Origin of the sequence: Corynebacterium minutissimum (assembly GCF_016889765.1) — a bacterium.
In the GTDB taxonomy this organism is placed as follows: domain Bacteria; phylum Actinomycetota; class Actinomycetes; order Mycobacteriales; family Mycobacteriaceae; genus Corynebacterium; species Corynebacterium minutissimum_B.
In genome coordinates this window covers 590,767-612,044 of sequence record NZ_CP069533.1, presented here as the reverse complement: position 1 = coordinate 612,044, position 21,278 = coordinate 590,767, and the positions used below count along the sequence as shown (strand labels likewise).

The window sequence follows — 21,278 nt, the reverse complement described above, 5'->3', positions numbered from 1 at the left end:
AGACCACCGTTCTTTCCCGCACAGTCATGCGTGACGCCACGTAACATGAAGGTATGGAATCACGCGACATTAAGTGCACAAACCCCCAGCGCACCACAACTTCTCAAATCTTGGCCGATGCGATGGCAGTGGGCCAACTCAGCGTCACCGAATTTGAGGAACGCTCCGACGCCTGTGCGGAAGCAACAACTCGTGGCGAATTGCTCGACCTTGTGTCAGACCTCCTCGAAGACCCCGGACACGTACTGTTTGGCGGCCACGAGGTCGCGCAGCGCAGCGCCCACGAACTCCACACTGCTAGCGCCGATCATGAGCGATCCCCAGTTGTGAAGCGGGCCCTAGCCCAAGTTAAGCCGGCTGTTCACGGCGCGAAGAACATGTCCCTAGGCATCTTTGGTGGCTCCACAGTCCGTAACACACCCATTGCTTCCCATCACACCACCATGGGCATCTTCGGCGGCACTGAGGTGGACCTACGCGGAGCAGAACTTCAGGAAAACCTCACCACAATCAACGCAGTCGGAGTATTCGGCGGCGTCGATGTCCGGGTTCCTGAAGGCTTCCGTGTTCGCGTCAGCGGCGTAGGCCTTTTCGGTGGCCACGACATCAAGGTTGAGCGAGGAGCCACCGACCCCGCCGACCTACCCGCCAGCGCCCCAGAAGTGGTGGTGAACTGCTTCAGTCTCTTTGGTGGGGTGGATGTGCACGTGGTGAAGCGCTAGCCACAAGACACAAGCCGAGCCCTTAAATCCGAAAGGATTAATGGGCCTAGCTTGTTCTGTTGCTCCTAGGTTCGCAGTTTAAAAGGGCAAGTGGATTCCATATTTATTGAGGATGCTCTTAATCTGCTCTGTGTTAGCAGCAGCGGTACCGACAGCGATTGCCAGTGCGCCAATGACCGCAGCGACAACACCCCACACCTCGGCCTTGGAGGACACGGCACCAGACGGTGACGGCTGCGGGTTGTCATGATTCTTATCATCCTTGAGACGGGCCTTGGAGTGATCCGACGTTGAGCCAAGTGGCAGACACTCGGAAAGCTCATCGATGGTGTAGAACGTCGACCCCTCAGCAATGGGCTCACAACCGTCGTGGAAGGCGATTTCCTTCTCGTTGTACAGCATGCGCACGAGCGTCTCTCCGTGCTCGTTTGGAAAGCATCCCACTGAATATTGGCACCCATCGGCGCAACCTTGTCGCCGCGCCAGTCAGAGTTTTCCCACGAGTAGAGCTCATCGGCTGGGATGCCCTTCTCCGAACCAGGGAGCTTCAGCAAAGCTGCCAGAGGGATAATGGTTTCCGCATGACCAAAGCGATACTCAGCCGCGATGTCGCCGCCCTCGGCGCGGTCCTTGACGCCTTGGATCATTTCCTTGAGAAGTGGCTCGTAGTTGTCGTAGGCCACCGTCTGGCCTTCGATAGCTGGGCCCTTTTGGTAGTAATCCTCAACGTCGAGGAGGTAGGCAAAGGTGGGGCCGCTCGCCTCATCCATATACTGGTCAAAGATCCAACCCTCTGCGGGAGTCTTCTCCTCATGGGCAAGAGCGGGGGCAATGATGTACAGGTTGTAAAACTGCAGGGCGGCGTCCACAATGCCCTCGACTGTCTTGTCGTCCTTTTCTCGGCCCACAAAACTGATGGAGCCGTCTTCTAGGGCTGTAATGAAGTCGTCGGCAAAGATCTTGTTCAGTAGGTTACGCGCAGCAGTCTGTGATGCTGGCTTGGCATAAGCCTCTTTAACCTTACTGTCGAGCGTTTCGGAGTCTTTCCACTGCGAGTACTTTTCGTAGGAGGGAGCGTTCTTATCCTTGTGCGCGTACATGAGATCGGTCCGAGCCTCAATGGTCACGTGGCCGTCCTCCATACCATCGACAAGATTGTCTGACAGTTTAGGATTTTCCGAAAGCCAAGCGTTACCGAAGTTCCAACCGGAGTCGTTGGCACGGTCTTCGCCGGAAGAAATGTACTTGACCTTGAGGTCATCATTCTCGATGCGGTCCATCAATGCGGAGTTGCGCTGAGCATTGCGCTGACCGATGCCCTCCAGCTCCTCACGTCCCACGACAGTGAGGTTGCCATAGCCGGCCTCCTGACCGGTACCTCCTGCAAGTTCTTTGTTCACGCTGATCATGGCTTCAACCTGTGGGATGAGCTTTTCGCCCAACTCAGTGAGCTGGTCGTGTTCCTTGGCGTACTCCAGCATCTGCTGTGCTAGGTCGTCGTACTTGAAGCTGGACAAGCCACGGGAACCGTGGCGGTTTACGGTTGACGTGTAGATCTGGTGAAAGCCTGCGGGTGCCTCAGCGTAGACAGAACCTTGCGGCTCATAGTGCTGCTTAGTGGAGTAGTAGGTCGAAGCATTAGCAGCTAAAGCTGGAGCTGAGGAAACAGCACAAGCAACAGCAGTCGCAAGTGCGATAGCACGAATACGCATGAGAAAAAGCTCCTTCGAGAGGTAGTCGGTGATGAGACATAGACACCGTAGAACAGGAACCTTTCGTCAGAGTTTCTGAGAGGTTAAATATGCTTTGGTTTTGAGCTAGGCCAGCATTGAGCGCGAAAGCGCCCTTGAACCTAAAAGCAGAAAAACTCGCTGACTACTGTTATAGTCAACGAGCGCGTTATCTGCTCCTCCAACTGGGCTCGAACCAGTGACCCTTCGATTAACAGTCGAATGCTCTGCCAACTGAGCTATGGAGGATTATGCGTATGCTGCTGAGCAAGTAACCTCGCTCGGTGCAACGAGATGTAACTATATAAGGTTTGCGATGATGATTACAAATCGCCAGCACAGCACGCTTTTTCAAACGGCCCAGTGTGGCATCTTTTAAGCCCACCCCTAAACAAGGCTAGACTGTCCGTCAGATATCACTCGCAGGGAAGAGGTAGAGGTTTCTTCATGTTCGTCGGACATACTCGCTTTAGTCTCTTCGTCCCCGATTCGGCGGCGTGGCGTGCGAGCAAAGAGCAGACCGGGTTCTCGGAAGACGAATACCGCGACTACCTCTACGATGATGCACGCCTGTCGCTACGCACGGACATTTTTCTCAACCACACGGTGCCAACACTTGCGAAGGCCGCCGATGGTTTCGATGTGAAGCACGTTGTCTCTTTCTCTGAGTCCTTGCCGCAGAAGTTCAGGGCGCAGCTGCAAGAGGCGGCAGACAAATTCGAAGTTTTGCGCCTCGACGAGCTTCCTGATGGTGATAGCGGGTGGACAGCGGTGCGTCGCTACGTTCAAGAAATTGGGTTTAAGGGAACGTTTGGGCGCTACCGCCTAGACGACGACGACGTTTTGTCCGCTCACTACTTCCGAGTCACCGCGCCCTATATCAAACCGGAGTTTGAAGGCATGCTCGTCAGCATGCCGCTTGGCATTGAGGCGGTCTATGCAGATGGCCAGTTCTTCCACCTGCGTGAAGCCCACACGCCGATGAACTCGATGGGCTTGATATCCATCTGCTCCGTGCAGGGAGACGGCACCGTCGTGGAGCCTCAAAGCGGGCCGCACGATAAATCAGATCGGTATGCGCCAGTGATTTTGGATGCCTCTCAGGTGGGCTACTTGCGTGCTATCCACGCGGGGCAAGACAACGCCATGCGCCATGATCCAAGCGTAGTGATGGGACGCCTCATGGAGAACATGGCGGCCTTCCCACCTTTTACGGATGTCGCTGCCCTTGAGGCTGCCTTTCCCACGGTGTTCAAGCAGATGCAGAGCACGAGCACCTCGCTAAATATTGATGACACCGTTGGCGGCGGTCAGCACTACATTCTTCAGCCTGCTAGCGGAGATGTCAGCTTCGCCATCTACGGAGAGTCAGAGTGCGAACTCGATAATGAGCTCCTCGTGAGCCTGTGGATTGAGGATTCCCGTGGGCGATGCGTTCCTTCCTACAAGACAGTCGAGGGGTTTGCTGCCTCCAATAACCCGAGTATCGGGCACTTTGCGTACGTTCCTACGGAGGACGGAACCTTTCGAACATTGGTGAGCCTTCATTTGGAGCATGGCCACATCCTTCGTGGCTTCCGTATTCTGGCACAAAGCGAGCGAGCCGAGGGAGTTCGGGTCGCAAAGATCGTCATGCAGCAGCGAGGCGGGAAGGCGCGCTTCGTCAGTCAGGAGAACTGGAATTTAGCGCGAAGCCGAGGCGTGCGTGGGCTAGTTGACCAAGCGATCGACAGCGTTTATCAGAATCGGACGAGCATCGTGGCTAACGTGCGCAGCGTTCTTGGGGAGGATCGCGCTAACAAGGTCATCGCACGCTTGGACCAGCTGAACAAGAAGCTACGCAACTAAGGGCGGCCCTAGTCTGAACTGGCAAACATCTCGTCTTCGAAGAGTCGCTCCCAATCGCCAGCTAGTGATGCTGCGTAGCCGAGAATTCCGGTGAGGAGTATCTGTGGAGCAGGGGCATGGCCTTCGCCCCAATCCCCGAGGAGAAGCTTCCACTGTTGTGGATGCTTAGCCACTGCTTGGGACCATGGAAGATAATGCTGGGTGTAATGCAGCTCATCTTCCCGGTTTTGAAGGTAGGCCACGTAGTTATCGAAACCTTTACCGTACTCAGTGACCAAGTCGAAGGTCATGGTCGTCTCGGAGAGCTTCCGGCTACTCCAACACTTCTTGCGGTACGCCTTTACCTGCGGCTCAAGGTAGCGTCCGATATGGGTTTGAGGGTTCGACACTACGGCTAATGAACCGGGGAAGCGGCGCGAGAAATACAGCGTGGCAAATCCACCAGCTGATGCCCCAAAGAAGATAGCCTTCTTCCCCAAGTCCTCGACAGGCACATCAGGGTAAAAGTTAGCGAAAATATGAGTCAGGCACGAAGTGAAGTCTTCCTGAAATGGGCGCGACTCATCTCCCGTGAACCACCCAATACTTGCGCCCCGATCAAGCGAGGGATCGGAAACATACACCAGGTTGGCATCAACACCTTCGACCATGTGCCGTCCAATGAAGACTGGGAGAGTGGTCTTGTCTGGGTCAATGGCCGCGTGAAACAACACGATAGTCGTATCGGCGCCGCGATCTTCAACGAGCACATCCATGAAGGCAGCACCATAGCGAATTGAAATTGCCTCAGCCTCCTCGGAAGAGTTACCTGGCACGGCTGAGTTGAGAAATTCCTCTACAGAATCGAAAAAAGTAGTTGAAGCGCCATAGCGCGCGTAGTTTCTCCTCAGTGACATAGTCCGTCAGCTTATCGTGAAGAGGCGGTAAAACGGGATTTCTGTGGGCAGTGGATATAGGATCCGAAGGAAACTAAAAGCGGGGAACGCTAAACCGGCAATAGATTTTTCTATTAGTGAGACTGTCGCGTTTGTGGAATGGCTTCGCGTGCTACCGTTGACTGAGCACAGTAGCGAGAAAGGTAGAAAATGACGCCTCAGGAAAATGCTGCCAATAGCTTTGACAAAGTTTGCGTTGTAGGCCTCGGATACATCGGTCTACCTACGGCGGCTTTTATCGCCTCAAAGGGCGTCAAAGTCGTCGGCGTTGACGTAAATGAACGTTTCGTCAAGCTTATTAATGAAGGAAAAGTGCCCTTCTTTGAGCCGGGTTTTGAAGACCTTCTGGCCAAGGTGGTGGGAGAAGGAAACCTTGTCGCGCAGGCTGAGCAGGTCGAAGCTGACGCTTACATTGTATGCGTGCCGACACCTTTCCAGGACGATCACAAGGCAGATACCAAGTACATTCGTGCTGCTTCTGAGGCGCTTGCCCCGCACCTTCGCCCTGGCGCGCTGGTCGTTCTGGAGTCGACCTCCCCTCCGGGCACTACTGAGGACATGGCGAATCACCTCATTGAGCTTCGACCGGATCTGTCCCTTAACGATGAAGATGACAACGCCATTTTCGTAGCTCACTGCCCAGAGCGGGTTCTTCCGGGCCAGATCATGGAAGAAATGGAGAATAATGATCGCGTTATCGGTGGTCTGACCCCCAAGGGCACCGAGCTTGCCCGAGAGCTGTACGCAACCTTCTGTACGGCAGAACTTCTTATGACCAACGCCACGACCGCAGAAATGGCAAAGCTTACGGAAAACTCCTTCCGTGACGTCAACATTGCGTTCGCTAATGAGCTTTCCCTAATTTGCGACCGCCTGGGAATAGATGTCTGGGAGCTCATCGAGCTGGCGAACCATCACCCACGCGTTAACATCCTGCAGCCGGGGCCAGGCGTTGGCGGCCACTGCATCGCGGTTGACCCGTGGTTCATTGTGTCGGCAGCACCAGAAGAGGCCAAGCTCATTAAGCTGGCACGTGATGTCAACGATGGCAAGCCGGAATGGGTTATCGAACAAGTAGTTAAGGCTCTTGAAGGTAAGGAGAAGCCAGTCGTGGCGGCTCTTGGTATTGCTTTTAAGAACGACATTGATGATCTGCGTGAATCGCCTTCCTTGGAAATCGTGAAGCGTCTCGGTGTGGATAACCCAGAGCTCGATATCCGGGTCGTTGAGCCGAATGTCGATGAGCTTCCCGCTGTGCTTTCGAACATTTCCAACCTTACAAAGCAGGACACGAAGGAAGCTATTGCGGCTGCTGACGTAGTTCTCCTCCTTGTTAACCACAAGGAGTTCGTTAACCTCGATCAGTCTGTGCTAGAAGGCAAGACTGTTATTGATACCAAGGGTATTTGGCGCTAAAGAAACATCCGCGCGGTCTAATTGTAGGGCCGCGCAGGATGTCGACACTTAGGAAGAACGGCGTAGAATGCGGATTCTAGTCCTCTCCCAGTACTGGGCCCCAGAGAACGGCGTGCCGCAGCGACGGTGGTCGTGGCTGACAAAGATCCTTGTCGAGGCTGGGCATGAGGTGGTTGTGATTGCGCCTCCACCTCACTACCAACGTCAAATCCGTTTGAAGCAGTGGCTGTCTAAAGACGCCATCCTTGGCTGCCGCCGAGCTGAGCTAGGAAACTCGGGTGAGAGGATCTTCCGCTCAGGGTTTTTCCCTGCTGGTTCTACGTTAACTCGCCGAATATTAAACCAAGCCTCAGTCGCAACTTCGATGCTGGCAATGCAAGTGACGCATCGGAAGCAAATTCAGGAGATTTCTCCCGATCTAATTATCGGCACCGTCCCTGCTCTCCCAACTTCGGTGGTCACCATGCTGGTCGCACAGCATCTTGGAGCTCCCTACATCGTGGATCTTCGCGACGCATGGCCGGAGCTTCTACGTGTGAAAGATGACTGGAACTCCGGAACGGGCAGACGCTCGATCCGCGAGGTGGTCTTGAGCAAAGGCCCTTTCCAAGTTTTGACGGCTCTTACTGAGACGGCCATGATGCGCGCGTTAACCCATGCCAATGGAATCATCACGACCTCCAAGGACCTAGCAACGGATTTGGGTGCCACATTGCCTGCGAAGCGGGACGGCCGTAAACGTGTTATTCGCACCGTCCGTAATGTGTTTCCGCCAAAGACTAAGTATCTGGCCGCGGATATGAGCCGGATACAGCGAGATGAGCTTCATGTCCTCTACGCCGGCACAGTGGGGCGTGCTCAGCGAATCGATAATGCAGTCAGAGCGGCAAAAATTGCTCAGGATCGGGGCTATAAGGTGCGGTTACGCATCGTCGGCGACGGCGCTGCGTGGCTTGCTGTTAGGGACTTGATTCACAAAACAGGGGCTGACGCCACGATCGAGCACCGCTATCCTGCGGAGGGATTGGAAGAGTTTTATGACTGGGCAGACACGGCCTTAGTCCATCTCACTTCATGGGAGCCTCTAACGCGCACGGTGCCTTCAAAGACCTATGAGTTGATGTCGGTTGGCCTCCACATTAGTGGTGTAGTGCAAGGAGAAGCAGCCGCATTGGTTGAGAAACTTGAGGCTGGGCATGTTGTGGAACCTGATAATCCAGAAGCTCTGGCAAATATGTGGATAAGCCTCATAGAGGACCGCTCGAGGCTTCACGTATCCGCGCGTGGACGTGAATGGGTTGCCAAACAACGTGATGAAGCCGTTCCGCACGTCATTCGGGAGATCGTAACGAGCGTTGTTTCGGAAAAGAACTAGCTAGGCAAGGACAACGTGCCGATGAGAATTGGATCGCTTGATGATTACAAGCCCGCCGAGACCGACTATGCAGTGCTCCTGTGCTCTTCAGAGCAGCTCCAGCCCTTACCCGCTAGCCATGGGACAGTGGTGTTTTGTTTCAGCGAGGAGGAACTCGATCACGCGGTTAATATGCCGGCGGTGCTTGCCGACGTTCCCGCTGCCCAAGCAACTCCTATTCTCGCTCGGCTCATCCGGGATAGGGAAGTAGTCGAATACTGGGCGCCGCGCTCAGCGGCGGACAACCTCTATGACCTAGTTGATAGCGATGACATAGTGAGCGAAGATCTAGGCGTCGCAGGATTGCACATTTCCGAAAGGTGGATTCATCTCAGAGTAGAGGAATCAGCCGGTACGTCTCGGCCCCCCGATGATTTTCTTCGGGGACTTTCCGCGCCTCTTTCGGCGTCCAATGTCGGTCCGCGCGACCAGGGTCCAGCCCCCGATGCCCCGACGCTCCGAACACTAGTGATTTCACGCGTTGCGACCTTGGCTAAGCCAGTTAAGCAATATCTACCAAGCTCTGCGGTGGTGTCGCTGTACAAGATGTTGGAGAAGATAAGATGAGCGCCAATCTTCCAGGAATCAGTGTCATCATTCCCTCTTATGCGCATGATTCAACCAACGATGCAAGCTCTGGCCTCACTGCGGCGCTCGCTTCGCTTTCGAATCAAACCTTAAGCACCGATCTCTTCGAGGTCTTAGTCGTCTTCAACGGGCCAGCGGCACTAGACATAGAACTAGATCTGGAAGATCAATTCTCGCAGCTCGATCTACGAGTACTTCGGACCGCATCACCCGGCGTCGGCCGCGCCCGCAACCTTGGTATTGCAAGTGCTGGTCGCCATTTCGTTACTTTTCTCGATGATGATGACGCACTTCAACCTCGATTCCTTGAGACGGGGTTAAAGCATGCTCGCAATGGCGTTTGTGTGCTTCTGCCGATCTTCGATAAGGGGCAAGATGGGTCCCTTCAAGAGAATTCGCTCAACGCGCGTATATCAACACTTCGCGGAACCACCGTTCCAGTAGCGAGAGCGCCGTGGGCACTCGGCTTTAACGCCTGCAAGGTATTCCCCACGGAGCTGGCCCAACACTATCGCTATGAGGAATCGCTGCGTTCGGGTGAGGACGTCGCCTACTTTGCACACTTCCTTGAAGAATCAGGACTCGTGTTCAACGTTCCAGCAACGCCAGGTGACTCGTCTTATTTAAGAACCATCCGACAGGATTCTGTGTCGCGCCAAGCCGAGAGCTTTGATTTCAACGTAACGCAGCGCCTCGAATGTATTGCGCAGCTCCGAGAGATTCGTGAGGTCGACTCAAAGCAGCAGGCCCTTCAGAAGCTTGAGGATGCCCAATTCGGATTCATCGAGGCTTACCTACGCGCCCATCCCACAGATGTTCAGCAGGCCATCGACACTGCCGTAGATACTGGTGTTCCTGGGTTGAGCTGGGGCGGTTTGCGTACCGAAAAAGCGAGTCGACTTGTGTTCTCCTACTGTTTCCCTCCTTTCGCGGACACTTCGGCCAACGTGACAGCAAAAGTGATTCGGAATGATGCTGAGCTTGTTGACGTCTTCTATGCCAATATGGGGCGCGTGCGCGGTCGCGATGATTCGACACAGCTCATCGTAGATCCCTATCTTGTTCACGCTGAAGAGCTCGATGTCGTCGCTTCTTTTGCACACTGGGGTGCTATCTGTTCTTATGCACGACAAGCCGCGAAGAAAGCCGCCAAGCGCGCGAAGGCCAACGGTCCCTATAAAACGATGTATTCGCGCGCTCTTTGGTCTGGTTCTCATGTGGCTGCGGCTCTTTTTAAAGATAACCACCCTGAGACACGATGGGAGGCGGAATTCTCTGACCCACTCTGCATTGGCGTAGACGGACAGCCTCGGCCAGGAAAGCTCACTAGGGGAGTGACCACTCACAAGCTTAAGACGATGGTCACGCGATCTGAATGGTCAAACATCTCGTATACCACTCACTTTGAGCTGACTGAATTAGTAACACTGCTGTACGCTGACGAAGTCATCTTCACTAATTCCAACCAGCGACAAGTCATGCTGGAGCGTTATCCCACCAACCTCCAAGAGTTCGTGCGCGCTAAGTCGACGATTCGGCACCATGCAGAGCCGACAAAAGAGATGTATCAGCTCGTGGAGGAAAACTATGCCCTCGATGCAGATCGCATCAATATCGGTTACTTTGGCAACTTCTATGCCAACCGCGGAATCGGTGACGTTCTCACCGCGCTCCAAGACCATCCGGTGCGTAACCAGTTCCGCCTTCATATCTTCACCGCGGCGCCCGAACAGCTTCGTCGTCAACTGTGGAATCATCCCGCAGCGGAATGCCTCTGCATCAACGGGTATATGCCGTACCTCGAATTCCTTAACGTTTCCACTCGGTTCGACGCTCTCGTTGTCAATGACACCAACACAGCGGGGACAGCGTTGAGCCTTAACCCATTCCTTCCCTCGAAGTATGCTGACTACGTTGGTAGTGGGGCAGCTGTGTGGGGAGTCATCGTAGAGGGCTCGCCTCTGTCAAGGCTTCCACTTGACTTCACTTCGCAGGCGGGTGACGTTGAACAAGCCCGTGGTGTTCTCGGCGAACTTCTTAGACAGACTGAGTACAATTCCCTGTAGCAATTCTCGACGTTCTCATCGAAGCTTGTGACTTATATGGACGTTCGAACACAATAGATCTGGAAGGGCTGATTCATATTGGCACGCCACAAATGGCGCGGTTCCAAGACTTCACAGCGAGGAGTCGAAGAGCTCAATGCCCAGGTAGCGCGGCATGAAGGTCGCGTACAGATAGTCAATCCTGAAGGTCTCCATCCGCTGGCTACCCGCCCCACCCTTGGAGAGTACATTTCGCAATTGGTGGCCCGTCGGCATTTTATCGCCGCAGATGCACGCGCCAAGGCACTGCGCACAACACGGGACTATCGTCTATGGCAACTTTGGCTGGTGCTAAACCCACTGTTTGATGTTGCGCTCTATGGTTTTCTTTTTGGCCTTCTCCTCAGGACCTCTCGTGGTATTGAGAACTTTATCGGGTTTCTTTTTATCGGAATCATTTTTATCGGGATGATCATGGGCCTCATGAATTCAGGAATTAGCCTAATGCAGTCCTCGCGCTCAATGATTCGCGCGTTCCAATTCCCGAGGGCGTCAATTCCTTTCTCAACCACGTTGCGTTCACTAATAGATAACGTATTGCCAGCGTGTGTGGCACTCGTAGCGGCTTTTCTTTTTCAGTGGGGAACGTGGCCATCGTGGACGCTCATATTTGTAATACCGTTATTCCTTCTAATCCATGTTTTTGGCTGCGGACTAATGATGATTACCGCGAGGCTCACCGCACAGGTTCCCGAAGCTAAGGTTATTCTAGGATTGTTGACTCGTGCTCTGTTTTTCTTGTCAGGTGTGATGTTTTCAATCGATAGGTTTGCCGAGCACTCGGTTATTCACCAGATCATGTCGGCTAACCCGTGCTACATTTTTCTTACTGCTGTCCGAGATTGCTCCATATACCGCACTGTACCCAGCCTTGCGACTTGGGGTGAGCTCGTAGCGTGGAGCATAGGCGCTTTCGTGGTTGGCTTTATCTTCTTCTGGAGAGCGGAGGACAAGTATGTTCGACTCGTCTAAAAAACTGGCCAAATCCGGAGGGCATCCCGCATCGAAGAAGATGTTAGAAGAAGCACCAACGCAGGAAGTATCCAGACCGTTTGAAGCAACGGAAAATGAATCTGATATCAACTATGTCGAACGGGCAAATGTCATTGTTGACAACGTGTCTAAGCGATACGTGATAAGCCAGGGGCGTTCCTCTGATGCCAGTATGACGCGGGTAGGGCGTGGGAAAACAGTGGTTGACGCGGTAGTCGGCGCCTCCCTGATCGCTTTGCCAGGTGAGTCGATCGGAATTATTGGGCTTAACGGATCTGGTAAATCGACACTTCTTAGCATGATTGCCGGTGGTATAGCTCCGACTGCGGGGCGCATTTTAACCCGCTCACAACCTACACTTATGGGAGTCTCGCCAGCCCTTCAGCCAGATCTGTCGGGTGAACACAACATCTACCTCGGATGCCTTGCGTTGGGTATGAGCCGAACGGATGCAAAGGCGCAGATCAATGAGATAGCTCAGTGGACGGAACTCGGTGATGCTATAAAGCGCCCGATGAAAACGTACTCTTCAGGTATGTCAGCCCGCCTATCTTTTGCTATTTCTACCGCAGTGCGGCCGGATATTCTCATGATTGATGAGGCGCTTTCTACTGGTGACGCCGCATTTGGATCCAAAGCCAGCGGACGAATGCGGGAGTTACTTGAGCGTGCCGGTAATCTGTTTCTTGTTTCACATTCGATTAGAGAAATAGAAAAAAATTGCGTTCGGACTATTTGGATCTCTAAGGGTCGAATTATCGCTGATGGTCCGACTGATGTTGTAGCACCGCATTATCATGAATGGGCGCGGCTTATGGGAAAGGAGGACAAAGGGCCTGCGGACCAATATCTTGCCGAAATTAAGAAAGAATACAGCGAACCGATGGTTATTTTGGATCTACCCGTAGATGAGTAGCGGGGCGGTGTCCGCAGTATTTGAAGTTGAAACTGTAGCAAGAAAGAACTCTATTCAAGGGGAACAGTATCGATGAAACTCGATTCCTTTCAGCGGGGCAGATCCCTGGCTACTATCGCTGCGATTGGTGCGTTGTTCTTAATAGCGAGCATTGCTGTTGGCAGCAGTCTTGTCGGGCGAGCTCTTTTGATTGGGGCTGTCACAATAGGGATTGTATTTTCAGCAGCTTTTATCTCTTCACAAAAGAAAGCCGAGGGCATTTCAAAAGATGCACGGCGCCGTGCTGTAAAGATTGAAGAAAAGCTCTCCATACTGGAAGCTCATTTTGAGAATCAAACGCGAGAAAAGAAGACAGCTTCTCTCCAGGAGCTCGGTGACACTACGAACGCTGGAGCTGGTGAAGGCGCTTTTAATAGGCCTAATATCTTTGCGCCAAACACTATCCCCGCCACGCGAATACTCGCACGCCCCACCGCACACTCTGCAGGACGGCTTGCTGCTGAGCAAGTAATGGAACGAGATGGCTTTGTAGCGCTCAGCGCGATGATGACCGCTGAGGCCGAGTTGTGGACTCGGGAAATCAGTCTTATTGGACCTGTTGATTTGGAAGCTGCTCTCAGTGAGGTTGGACGAGTTCACCGGCTTGCGGGGCCTTACCTATTGGGAAGCACAAAGCAGGGGACAAGCTACCTCATCATTGATGAGCAAGAATTCTGGAAGGGGCCTTGGGAAGGTTTGTTATCAGCACAAAAAACTGGACTCTATTTAAGACTTGTCGAGCACATTGCTGATGCTCAGAACCAAGGGATAGTCGTAATAGTTCGCGCAAGTAATTTGACGAGCCATTTTACAAATGACTTGCGGGAGCGAGCCAATATCGTTCTTAATACTTTATCGCCTAACTGGGCGTGGTCGGAAGATTTAAAATCACCAGTACTTGAGGCATTGAAGACTATGGATGCGGCCCCAGCACGCCACAGCTTTGCAAAGGGAGAAAACTAAGATGAGTGCCGTAGTGGTTTATGGGGATACTAACGCCAACATTATCGATGGTTCATCAGTATGGCTGATGTCGGTAAGTGAAGTACTTTCAGGTGTTTTCGACGAGGTCCATTTGCTGCTAAAAGCGGTTCCTGAAAACGATACACTCCTTCAAGCCATCCGTCCCATCGCGAATATTGAGGTGCATGCCCCTTCAGTCGTGGCCGAGGATGGGGTACTGGACGCAGAATCCGCAGCAGAACTCGCCCAAGAACTAGTGGCGAAAACTGGCGCTGAAGCTGTTGTCGTACGAGGATTGGAGGCCGCATTTGAATTCACGTCAAAGGAAAAGCTTAGTCCAATTGTTTGGGCTTACGTCACAGATCTTCCCTTTCCTCCTTCTAAACTTTCTGACACAAATCTGAATCGACTACATCACATTGCTGCGCACTCTAAGAGGGTATTCGCGCAAACCGAAGCGGCCCGCTCCTACTGGGAAGGGCTCGTCCCGCAAGCAGCTGGGAAAGTAATTCTCATTCCACCGATGATTCCTTGGTATGCGTATGGGAAGGTCGAAGAAGACGAACGTAGGCAACACGATTTACGGCTCATTTATGCAGGAAAACTAGCCAAGGAGTGGCGAACCTTAGAGATGCTAGAGCTCCCTCGTGTGCTCCGTAAACGTGGAGTGAACGCAACGCTTGAAGTGGTGGGAACGAAGTTTAATAGAGCTCGTAACGACCCTACATGGGTGAGCAGGATGAGAGCAGCGCTAGAAGAAGCTGACCGGGATTCTTCAAGCGGCGTCTCTTGGCTTGGAGGACTACCTCGCCATGAATCAGTTTCTAGGATCAAAAGGGCAGACATCGGTCTAGGATGGCGTTCTAGAGAGCTCGATTCTAGTTTAGAACTATCGACAAAAGCACTTGAGTACGCTTCGACGGGAACAGCTCCTGTTGTTAATCTCACTGAGGACCATAAATCCCTTTTTGGTGCCACCTACCCTTTCTTTGTGAGTGCAGAGGCCACAGTGGAGGAGATTGCAGACACGATCATCGCGGGATTACCAAAGTTGAAAGAATCTCAAGCGGGAGTGCGTTCAGTGGCAGAGTATTTTTCTATGGAGAATGCGCAAAAGCGATTGAGCGAATCTTTCAAGCGCGCGGGGCTATTGGGGCAAAAACCCCGTGCGAGATCTTCGAAGCCCGTTCGGCTCGTCGTTGCCTCTCATGATTTAAAGTTTATGGGAGAACTTATGGATTATTTGGAAACTAGTCCTGAGTTTGAGGTTCGCATTGACAGATGGGCTACCCTCCACGAGCATGATGTATCCGCAAGCGAAGCTTTAGCTGGGTGGGCGGATGTTGTCTTTTGTGAATGGGCCGGTCCGTCTCTTTCTTGGTACTCCCAAAATTTACCTCACGGGGTGGCCTTGGTTGCGCGCTTACACAGGTTTGAACTTAATGGCCCTTGGATGCGCCAAGTCAAATGGGAAAACGTCGACCGAGTTGTTTTTGTCTCTGATTGGATAAGAAGGCAAGCTATTCAGAGATTTCCTCTCTCTGACGTTGGGACTGCAGTTATCCCCAATTCTGTTGACACCTATGACTTCAATCGCCCAAAGGTCGGGAATGCACAATTCACCTTAGGCCTAGTTGGTATGGTCCCGTTTCTAAAGCGTCCCGATCGCGCACTAGACTTTTTAGAACAACTACTCGAAGTTGATGATCGCTATATACTAAGAATTAAAGGGCGCATGCCTTGGGAATACCCTCACGTATGGTCCGACAGTGTTGAAAAGCAACTTTACCTCGACTTCTTCGAGCGGGTTTCCACTAACAGTGTGTTGCAAGAACATGTGGTTTTTGACGGCTTTAGTGCAGATGTTGCGTCTTGGTTCCGAAGCATTGGTTTCATTCTGTCGTGTAGTGAGTTGGAGAGTTTCCACCTTGCGCCAGCTGAGGGGATGGCGGCAGGCGCGATACCACTGTTGTGGAAACGAGACGGGGCTCGGGAAGTATTTGGAAGCTACGCTGTGCATACGGGCCATAATGAGAGACTTTCCAAGGTGCTAGAGCTTAGAGGGGCCCAGAGCTTTAATCAAGCGATGATTCGGTCCAAGACATTCGCTAGTCAGTGGGATGTGTCAACGGTATTGCCTGCGTGGCGTGAGCTCTTCTTAGGACTGGCTAAAAGTAGTGATAAAACGAAAAGAAAACGTAGATAGACAGTCTTGACTGGTCAATGAACGAAGCGCTCTATGGGTTACCACTCCTTTAGCGGACACGGATCTTGTGTCCGTGGGAGAGGATGTTCATTGTGAGTCAACAGTGCAAGAAGTACACGCCGGAGTACCGGTGTGAAGCCGTGAACCTGGTAATCGAGTCGGAGCGACCTATTGCTCATGTGGCTAAGGAGACTGGTGTTTCCGCCGGGCTTTTAGGCCGGCGGGTCAAACTCGAGCGTGAGCGCCGAGGAGCCTCGGATGGGATGGGTGAGGCTGCTCTTCGTGCTGAGAATACTCGTCTGCGCCGTGAGTTGGCTGAAGCCAAGATGGATAACGAGTTTTGTCAATACTGACAGTCTTCTTCGCTTTGAGGCAACACGAGCAGAGAAGTTCGAACTAATGCAGCCAGAGCAAGGCAAACTACAGCATCAAACGCACTGTCGATTTGGGGTAGTTGGTACCGCGAGTCTGCGTAGTTGGTACCGGAGTTCCGCGTACCCGGTACTGCATGGGGTTTTCTTTCGTGCCTGACCCCCCGGAAAGTAGACACGTCGGGCGTTAGCTATGCTGCTTGGGTCAGTGTAGCGGATGTGAGTGCTTCGAAGGTATCGGGGGCTAGAAGGTTGCACCAGGAGTGTCGTCTGCGCGTGTTGTAGCGCATGCATCATCGAAAGACTTCTTGGCGGCAGGTAATGGATTGTCAAAGACTTTCCGATTACGCAGGACTTCACGCTTTAATCAATCGTTACCGAGACGAGGGCGAAAGCAGCGATCCGTTCTTTTGATGAAGAACCAAATTGGTGATGATTGAGCATTCATAGGCGCGGGAAAGAACACGACAGGAGAGCTTCAAGCACCTCCATCGTTCTGGAGCGGTTAGCAAGGTTAGCTTAGCGTCGACTACCAAGCATGTCTTCCCACAGCGGTAGCAGAACAGATGGATCCCAGCGAGCCACGGTTGAGCGCGCATATTCCCCTTTGCTAACGAAGGTGGCTTCATCTCGGCAGTCGAGGATTAGCGTAACGGCTTCCTCTAAGCTGTTAAGCAAAAATTCTTTGCCAAAAATTTCATCGACCCCTGGGCGTTTCCAAAAAATTGGAACACTTCGAGCCGCCATTCCTTCCGCAGGGGCCATGTGAAAACTCTCTACCTCGCTTGGTGAGAGAATGAAACCAATATTCCGCTGCCAAGAAGCGACGTCCGCGCTAAAATCATCAAAAATAATATGGCGACGTAAAATGGGGTCTGAGCCAATTCGGTTGAAAAACTCCAGATACATTTGCTTCTGGATAGGGTTTTTCCATTCGTATGGATACTCCCAAGGCATTCGGCCTTTGAATCGCAGAATGTAACGATCGTCGACTGCCAACAGCCTCTCAAGAAGCGTTAAGGCTCGATCTGGTCTCTTGTGAATCGGGACCATCCCGACAAATCCAAGCGTGAAACGCGCATCTGCATTCTTTGGCCTATCGAAGTCATCAAGATCCACAGCATTAGGAATAACAGAAGTTTGCTCATATTGTATCGGCAGTTTCTCCAAGGCCATTCTTCGGTATAGCTCAGAGACAAAGATCATGCCGCTTACTGTATCCCAATTCACATCGCTCATCCATGGACCGTCAAGTTCAAACCGATGCAGCCGAGAAACTAGCCTGGTATTGCCAAGGTTTTGCTTCGAGTACCAAGCCAAGGATGGGCCAGCCCATTCACAAAAGATCGTGTCGGCCCACGCAAGCAGTCGAAGGCTCTCTTGTTCGTCATGTTCATGAAGGGTGGACCAGCGATCGACCTGGACTTCAAATTTCGGCGATCTTTGCAAATGGTCCATAAGCTCGCCCATGAACTTGAGATCATGCGAAGCGATTACCACTTTTGTAACAGAAGAATCATTTGAATTAAAGCTTGCTAGTGCTCCTGAGCGTTCAAAGGCACGAGCGATCCGGATCCGGGTTTGCTCCATGCTGTAAGCAGCGGAAGCAGCAAATGCTCGTGCTGATGCGGACAGGCCGCTGGGCAGAGCATTCACGATAGTCTCGGCTAAGTCGTCGACGGTGGCATCAGATGTCACGAAAAACGGGTAGTCGGAACCGAAGTGCTCCTCGTTTGAATGAGTTTGGTTGATGATGGGAATAGTGCGGCAGGCACCGTATTCTAGAGCTTTCGTAGAAATCTCGAGGCCACCGTCTAGTTGAGGGGTACGCCAGCCTAACCCTAGGTCTGCGGCTGCTATTTCGTTCATTGATTCGGAGCGGGGGAGACCGCCTAGCCATCTAACTCCGCTCTCAGGGTCATTATGTGCGCTAGACAAAGCTTCTTGCATGCGCGCTAGCCAGGTAGGGTCATTTAGGTCTCTGTTGAATTTGTCCCCAACCACCGTCAACGATGCAGGTACGCCTAGTTTCCGCAAGGCTCGCGGAAGTTCTAGCATCTCTAAGGTCTTCCAATCCCGAGCGAACTTTCCAGAATAAACAATCCTTAACTCACCGTTGGGTGGCCAAGGCATCTCTTTTGACTTCGAGAAGTAAGAGTCCGGGATCATCGGGTTCAGTAAAACTACTTTCCCGGCTGCTGGTGGTGCAATTGCCTCTAGGTAGCTGCGAGCAGATTCGGTCTGCGCGAACAGTCTCCTACTCCGTTGTGCGATCCTTGATAGGCGGTTTCGATTATTGGGCGAGATTCTCTCCGGTGGGAATGGGAGCTCGGTAACATACGACCACAAAAGTGGTGCAATGGCATTGCGCAGGCAGAACGCATTGCATGCGTTAATCCCCCGGCATACAACGGCGGTGGGCTGTAGCTGTTTGACGAGAGCTTCGCAAGCCAATGCAGCTGACTCCGGATCTAATTCGTCAACTTGAGGTTCATAGATCGTTACATTCACCAACTCAGCCAGTGAGGACATCAGCTTGTCGTCTTTAACAGGCTGCTTTAGCTGGAAGTGAACCTCGTCGAAAATCCCCGCGAGTAGTTCGGCCATTGAGACGAGCCAGATTGATGACCCATCGATCACATTGGGGCTGATATCGCCGTAGAGTATGGCTTTGCTCATGAAGTTTATTTCCCTTCAGCGTAGTCACGCAGTAATCCGACAACCGGAAGGTCGCAGTCACGCTCCCATTTGAAATCGGAAGAGTCCTTCGAAATTACAAGATCTGAATTGTGCTGGATAGTGCCGGTAAAAGCAGTTGGGGTTTCATCTTTAATGAATGCAACGACAGCATGCTGTCGTTGTGCTTGCTTGATCAACTCAACCAATCGCAGGAACAAGTTCGTGTTTGATGTATCGAGCACACCTCGCCAAGGGAGCGTTTTCAGTGCCTTTTCTTCGATGATGAAGTAGCAAGTGTCAGCACTGATCTCGCCTTGGCCTTGACCGGGGTAAATAGGGGAAAACCGCCCTACGTCCTGCAAAGCAGTTAATAACGCAGGGGTAATGATACCGGTTAGATGACGTTCATATTCTTCGCTTGTGCCGTTGAGAATGGACTGTAGTGATGTCTCGGCTCCACCCGCCATTGTTTGATTAGCGGCCTGTCGGCCGGCGGTGAATGCATCTGGTTTAGCTATAATTTCGACCGGTGGTATCTGATTGGGGGCGAAGAAATTGGTCGGCTTAGCTAGGGCTTGTTCGCGGTCCCGCTCTAAATCCCGTAAATGCTGCTGCCGTTGTAAGTCTTGGATCTGATCTAGTTTGGACCTTAGGCTGTCTTGTACAGCGGAAATATTTGAATCGGTTGCCTTTAAGTCGTCGGTGAGGGTTGACAGGCTTGAATTGACTTGTTTTCTAAAGTGGCGCAGTGAGTTAGTGAGGTTGTTCTGCTCATTCTGTTTAGCTTCTAGCTGTAGCAAATAATCGTTAGATGCTTTGATGGCTTGTTGTGAGTCAAAGTGTGCTTGTTTAATAAGCTCTTTTAGTGAGCTATATGAGACTTTCATCCACCAGAGAGTGCCAATAGAGCATAGAATTGCTCCAGCTACTCCGGCGATGAAAAAATATCTCAAAACTGGGACTTTGGCACCATAAATAGCAATGCAGAAGCATAAACCGGATAGGATTGCTACTGTACTTAAAGTTTTTCCAGATGGTAGCTTCCGCCTAAACTGCATTACTTTTCCTTTTGTTGAGGAGTCCTAGTCAGCAGGATTTTACCATAGTGATCGATATTAGCGTCCTGGAATTCTGTGTTGCCAAAGCACTTGAACACTCGATTCCTATAAACTTAGGCCGACCTACCCCTCAGCTTGCATAATGCGCGGGGTATAGGTCTAAGAGGCCTTTGGCTCGTGAACAAAGTCATATGAGAGCGCTGGTCGTCCCGAAGGAGATGGTTAAGATCGCTCCCGGCGCAGGCGAGCGTTCTCAGCATGAAGTTCAGCCTCGCTTAATCTATCCAATTGCCGCAAAACGAGGGTAACCTCATCTGAGTCTTGGCTTTCGGTTTACATCCGATTCTATTGAAATAGGTTCTGGCTCGAGGTGTGCTCCCGAGATGTAGTTGGTTTTCTGGACGCGAATGGCTTTGCGGAGACACTTGGGGCGCTGAGGGCCGAAGATTCATATCATTTCTATCACCTGTGTCGATCTGTCTGGCGAACGTGCACCGTGCGGTTGGTCGATTCGGGATTTATTCGTTGTTTGGGATGAAGCAATCGTGCGCCTACGAGTTCTTAGAATGGTGTAGACACTGCGTGTTAGATACGATTCTATCGCGGGGAGGTGTGCGCCCGAAAAGAGCGTTTACCTGAATATTCCTCAGTCTTGTTTGTGCATTGAAGTGGAAAGCTTTCCAAGGGTCGGTCTGTTTGCGTGAATAGGGATTTGGACGCAACTATTTTCACCAAAGACACTTTCTGTTTCCTGTAATGGGAAGCGGCGGTATCGAAAGGAAACTTTTGTCTCTTCTATTCTTCGAGGCGAGGTCGGTCTGTCGTAATTTCTGGAGGTTTGGGCGCCCCAACTCGAGTGCTCGGATCTTGAGCGGGAAATACAGATTCACTCTTACCCAGCAATGCGTTTGAGCCAGAGGAACCGTTTTGACCTCAGGTTGAGTCTCAAAACTTGCATCCACCGTGCGCTTTTATAAGCATTCGTTGAACTGGATTGACTTTATCGTCGACCGTGCAGCAGAGCTTCCTGAGTTGGATTGGACAGAGGAGATTTCTACTGGCGCAGAGTTTGCGTGGGCAGTCGCGGGGAACTGGTGGGAGATGAACAGTGTTTCCCCAGAGTGGAAACACGATGAACACGTCTGGGGCGGAAATGCAGTCGCGATTAGGGCGGCGTCGCTCTGCATGCTCAGTGAAATCTTCCCTGAAGACTAATGGCTATATGAAGCCATCGAATATCACGGCCAGTGGCTGTTGAAGCACTTTGATGGCTACTGGAACCATGGACTTTCTCA

15 protein-coding genes and 1 tRNA gene are annotated in these 21,278 nt (G+C 52.1%); 11 read left to right on the top strand and 5 right to left on the bottom strand.

Going from position 1 to position 21,278, the window contains the following annotated elements; all coding sequences use genetic code 11:
• The first annotated feature begins 53 nt into the window (after positions 1-53).
• Positions 54-722 (top strand): DUF1707 SHOCT-like domain-containing protein, encoded by a 669-nt coding sequence (locus I6J26_RS02795; protein ID WP_115023094.1) that lies wholly within the window; start codon positions 54-56, stop codon positions 720-722.
• Positions 723-787: 65 nt separating this feature from the next.
• Here I6J26_RS02795 and I6J26_RS02790 read toward each other — a convergent pair whose 3' ends face one another.
• Positions 788-2,434 (bottom strand): histidine-type phosphatase, encoded by a 1,647-nt coding sequence (locus tag I6J26_RS02790; protein WP_115023092.1) that lies wholly within the window; start codon positions 2,432-2,434, stop codon positions 788-790.
• Positions 2,435-2,628: 194 nt separating this feature from the next.
• Positions 2,629-2,701, bottom strand: a tRNA-Asn gene (locus I6J26_RS02785).
• 198 nt (positions 2,702-2,899) lie between these two features.
• Here I6J26_RS02785 and I6J26_RS02780 point away from each other — a divergent pair.
• The gene (locus tag I6J26_RS02780; RefSeq protein WP_115023090.1) at positions 2,900-4,300 is read left to right on the top strand and encodes a glycosyltransferase; all 1,401 of its coding nucleotides are present in this window, start codon (positions 2,900-2,902) and stop codon (positions 4,298-4,300) included.
• Positions 4,301-4,308: 8 nt separating this feature from the next.
• On the opposite strand, the gene I6J26_RS02775 is transcribed toward I6J26_RS02780, so the two are convergent.
• Positions 4,309-5,196, bottom strand: a complete 888-nt coding sequence (locus I6J26_RS02775) for a hypothetical protein (RefSeq protein ID WP_147279343.1) — start codon at positions 5,194-5,196, stop codon at positions 4,309-4,311.
• 189 nt (positions 5,197-5,385) lie between these two features.
• On the opposite strand from I6J26_RS02775, the gene wecC reads away from it, so the two are divergent.
• The 8 genes from wecC (at position 5,386) to I6J26_RS02735 (ending at position 16,228) form a co-directional block, all read left to right on the top strand.
• A complete protein-coding gene (gene wecC, locus I6J26_RS02770; RefSeq protein ID WP_115023086.1) occupies positions 5,386-6,651 on the top strand; it encodes a UDP-N-acetyl-D-mannosamine dehydrogenase in 1,266 nt (421 codons plus the stop codon).
• A gap of 67 nt (positions 6,652-6,718) precedes the next feature.
• Positions 6,719-8,026, top strand: a complete 1,308-nt coding sequence (locus tag I6J26_RS02765; protein ID WP_115023084.1) for a glycosyltransferase family 4 protein — start codon at positions 6,719-6,721, stop codon at positions 8,024-8,026.
• A gap of 602 nt (positions 8,027-8,628) precedes the next feature.
• Positions 8,629-10,719, top strand: a complete 2,091-nt coding sequence (locus I6J26_RS02760) for a glycosyltransferase (RefSeq protein ID WP_115023081.1) — start codon at positions 8,629-8,631, stop codon at positions 10,717-10,719.
• Positions 10,720-10,797: 78 nt separating this feature from the next.
• Entirely contained in the window at positions 10,798-11,730 is a 933-nt protein-coding gene (locus tag I6J26_RS02755; RefSeq protein WP_115023079.1) for an ABC transporter permease, read from the top strand.
• The gene (locus I6J26_RS02750; protein WP_239121817.1) at positions 11,714-12,667 is read left to right on the top strand and encodes an ABC transporter ATP-binding protein; all 954 of its coding nucleotides are present in this window, start codon (positions 11,714-11,716) and stop codon (positions 12,665-12,667) included. Before I6J26_RS02755 ends, I6J26_RS02750 begins: the two co-directional genes overlap by 17 nt.
• Positions 12,668-12,739: 72 nt before the next feature.
• The gene (locus I6J26_RS02745) at positions 12,740-13,669 is read left to right on the top strand and encodes a hypothetical protein (RefSeq protein ID WP_115023077.1); all 930 of its coding nucleotides are present in this window, start codon (positions 12,740-12,742) and stop codon (positions 13,667-13,669) included.
• 1 nt (position 13,670) lies between these two features.
• Entirely contained in the window at positions 13,671-15,875 is a 2,205-nt protein-coding gene (locus I6J26_RS02740; RefSeq protein ID WP_181815386.1) for a glycosyltransferase, read from the top strand.
• 92 nt (positions 15,876-15,967) lie between these two features.
• Positions 15,968-16,228, top strand: a complete 261-nt coding sequence (locus I6J26_RS02735) for a transposase (protein WP_239121816.1) — start codon at positions 15,968-15,970, stop codon at positions 16,226-16,228.
• Positions 16,229-16,765: 537 nt separating this feature from the next.
• Here I6J26_RS02735 and I6J26_RS02730 read toward each other — a convergent pair.
• Together I6J26_RS02730 and I6J26_RS02725 are read right to left on the bottom strand one after the other, a co-directional pair.
• Positions 16,766-18,925: a glycosyl transferase gene (locus tag I6J26_RS02730; protein ID WP_115023073.1), complete on the bottom strand. Its 2,160-nt coding sequence runs from the start codon at positions 18,923-18,925 to the stop codon at positions 16,766-16,768.
• A 5-nt stretch (positions 18,926-18,930) separates the two neighbouring features.
• On the bottom strand, positions 18,931-19,983 hold the full coding sequence (locus I6J26_RS02725; RefSeq protein ID WP_115023071.1) for a hypothetical protein: 1,053 nt from the start codon (positions 19,981-19,983) through the stop codon (positions 18,931-18,933).
• A 963-nt stretch (positions 19,984-20,946) separates the two neighbouring features.
• On the opposite strand from I6J26_RS02725, the gene I6J26_RS02720 reads away from it, so the two are divergent.
• Entirely contained in the window at positions 20,947-21,198 is a 252-nt protein-coding gene (locus tag I6J26_RS02720; RefSeq protein WP_115023069.1) for a hypothetical protein, read from the top strand.
• The last annotated feature ends 80 nt before the right edge of the window (positions 21,199-21,278 follow it).

Excerpts from the sequence above, each read along its gene's own strand:
- I6J26_RS02780 (WP_115023090.1), top strand. The coding sequence starts at position 2,900 with ATGTTCGTCGGACATACTCGCTTTAGTCTCTTCGTCCCCGATTCGGCG.
- wecC (WP_115023086.1), top strand. The coding sequence starts at position 5,386 with ATGACGCCTCAGGAAAATGCTGCCAATAGCTTTGACAAAGTTTGCGTT.
- I6J26_RS02750 (WP_239121817.1), top strand. The coding sequence starts at position 11,714 with ATGTTCGACTCGTCTAAAAAACTGGCCAAATCCGGAGGGCATCCCGCA.
- I6J26_RS02765 (WP_115023084.1), top strand. The coding sequence starts at position 6,719 with ATGCGGATTCTAGTCCTCTCCCAGTACTGGGCCCCAGAGAACGGCGTG.
- I6J26_RS02790 (WP_115023092.1), bottom strand. The coding sequence starts at position 2,434 with ATGCGTATTCGTGCTATCGCACTTGCGACTGCTGTTGCTTGTGCTGTT.
- I6J26_RS02725 (WP_115023071.1), bottom strand. The coding sequence starts at position 19,983 with ATGCAGTTTAGGCGGAAGCTACCATCTGGAAAAACTTTAAGTACAGTA.
- I6J26_RS02740 (WP_181815386.1), top strand. The coding sequence starts at position 13,671 with ATGAGTGCCGTAGTGGTTTATGGGGATACTAACGCCAACATTATCGAT.
- I6J26_RS02730 (WP_115023073.1), bottom strand. The coding sequence starts at position 18,925 with ATGAGCAAAGCCATACTCTACGGCGATATCAGCCCCAATGTGATCGAT.
- I6J26_RS02775 (WP_147279343.1), bottom strand. The coding sequence starts at position 5,196 with ATGTCACTGAGGAGAAACTACGCGCGCTATGGCGCTTCAACTACTTTT.
- I6J26_RS02760 (WP_115023081.1), top strand. The coding sequence starts at position 8,629 with ATGAGCGCCAATCTTCCAGGAATCAGTGTCATCATTCCCTCTTATGCG.
- I6J26_RS02795 (WP_115023094.1), top strand. The coding sequence starts at position 54 with ATGGAATCACGCGACATTAAGTGCACAAACCCCCAGCGCACCACAACT.
- I6J26_RS02745 (WP_115023077.1), top strand. The coding sequence starts at position 12,740 with ATGAAACTCGATTCCTTTCAGCGGGGCAGATCCCTGGCTACTATCGCT.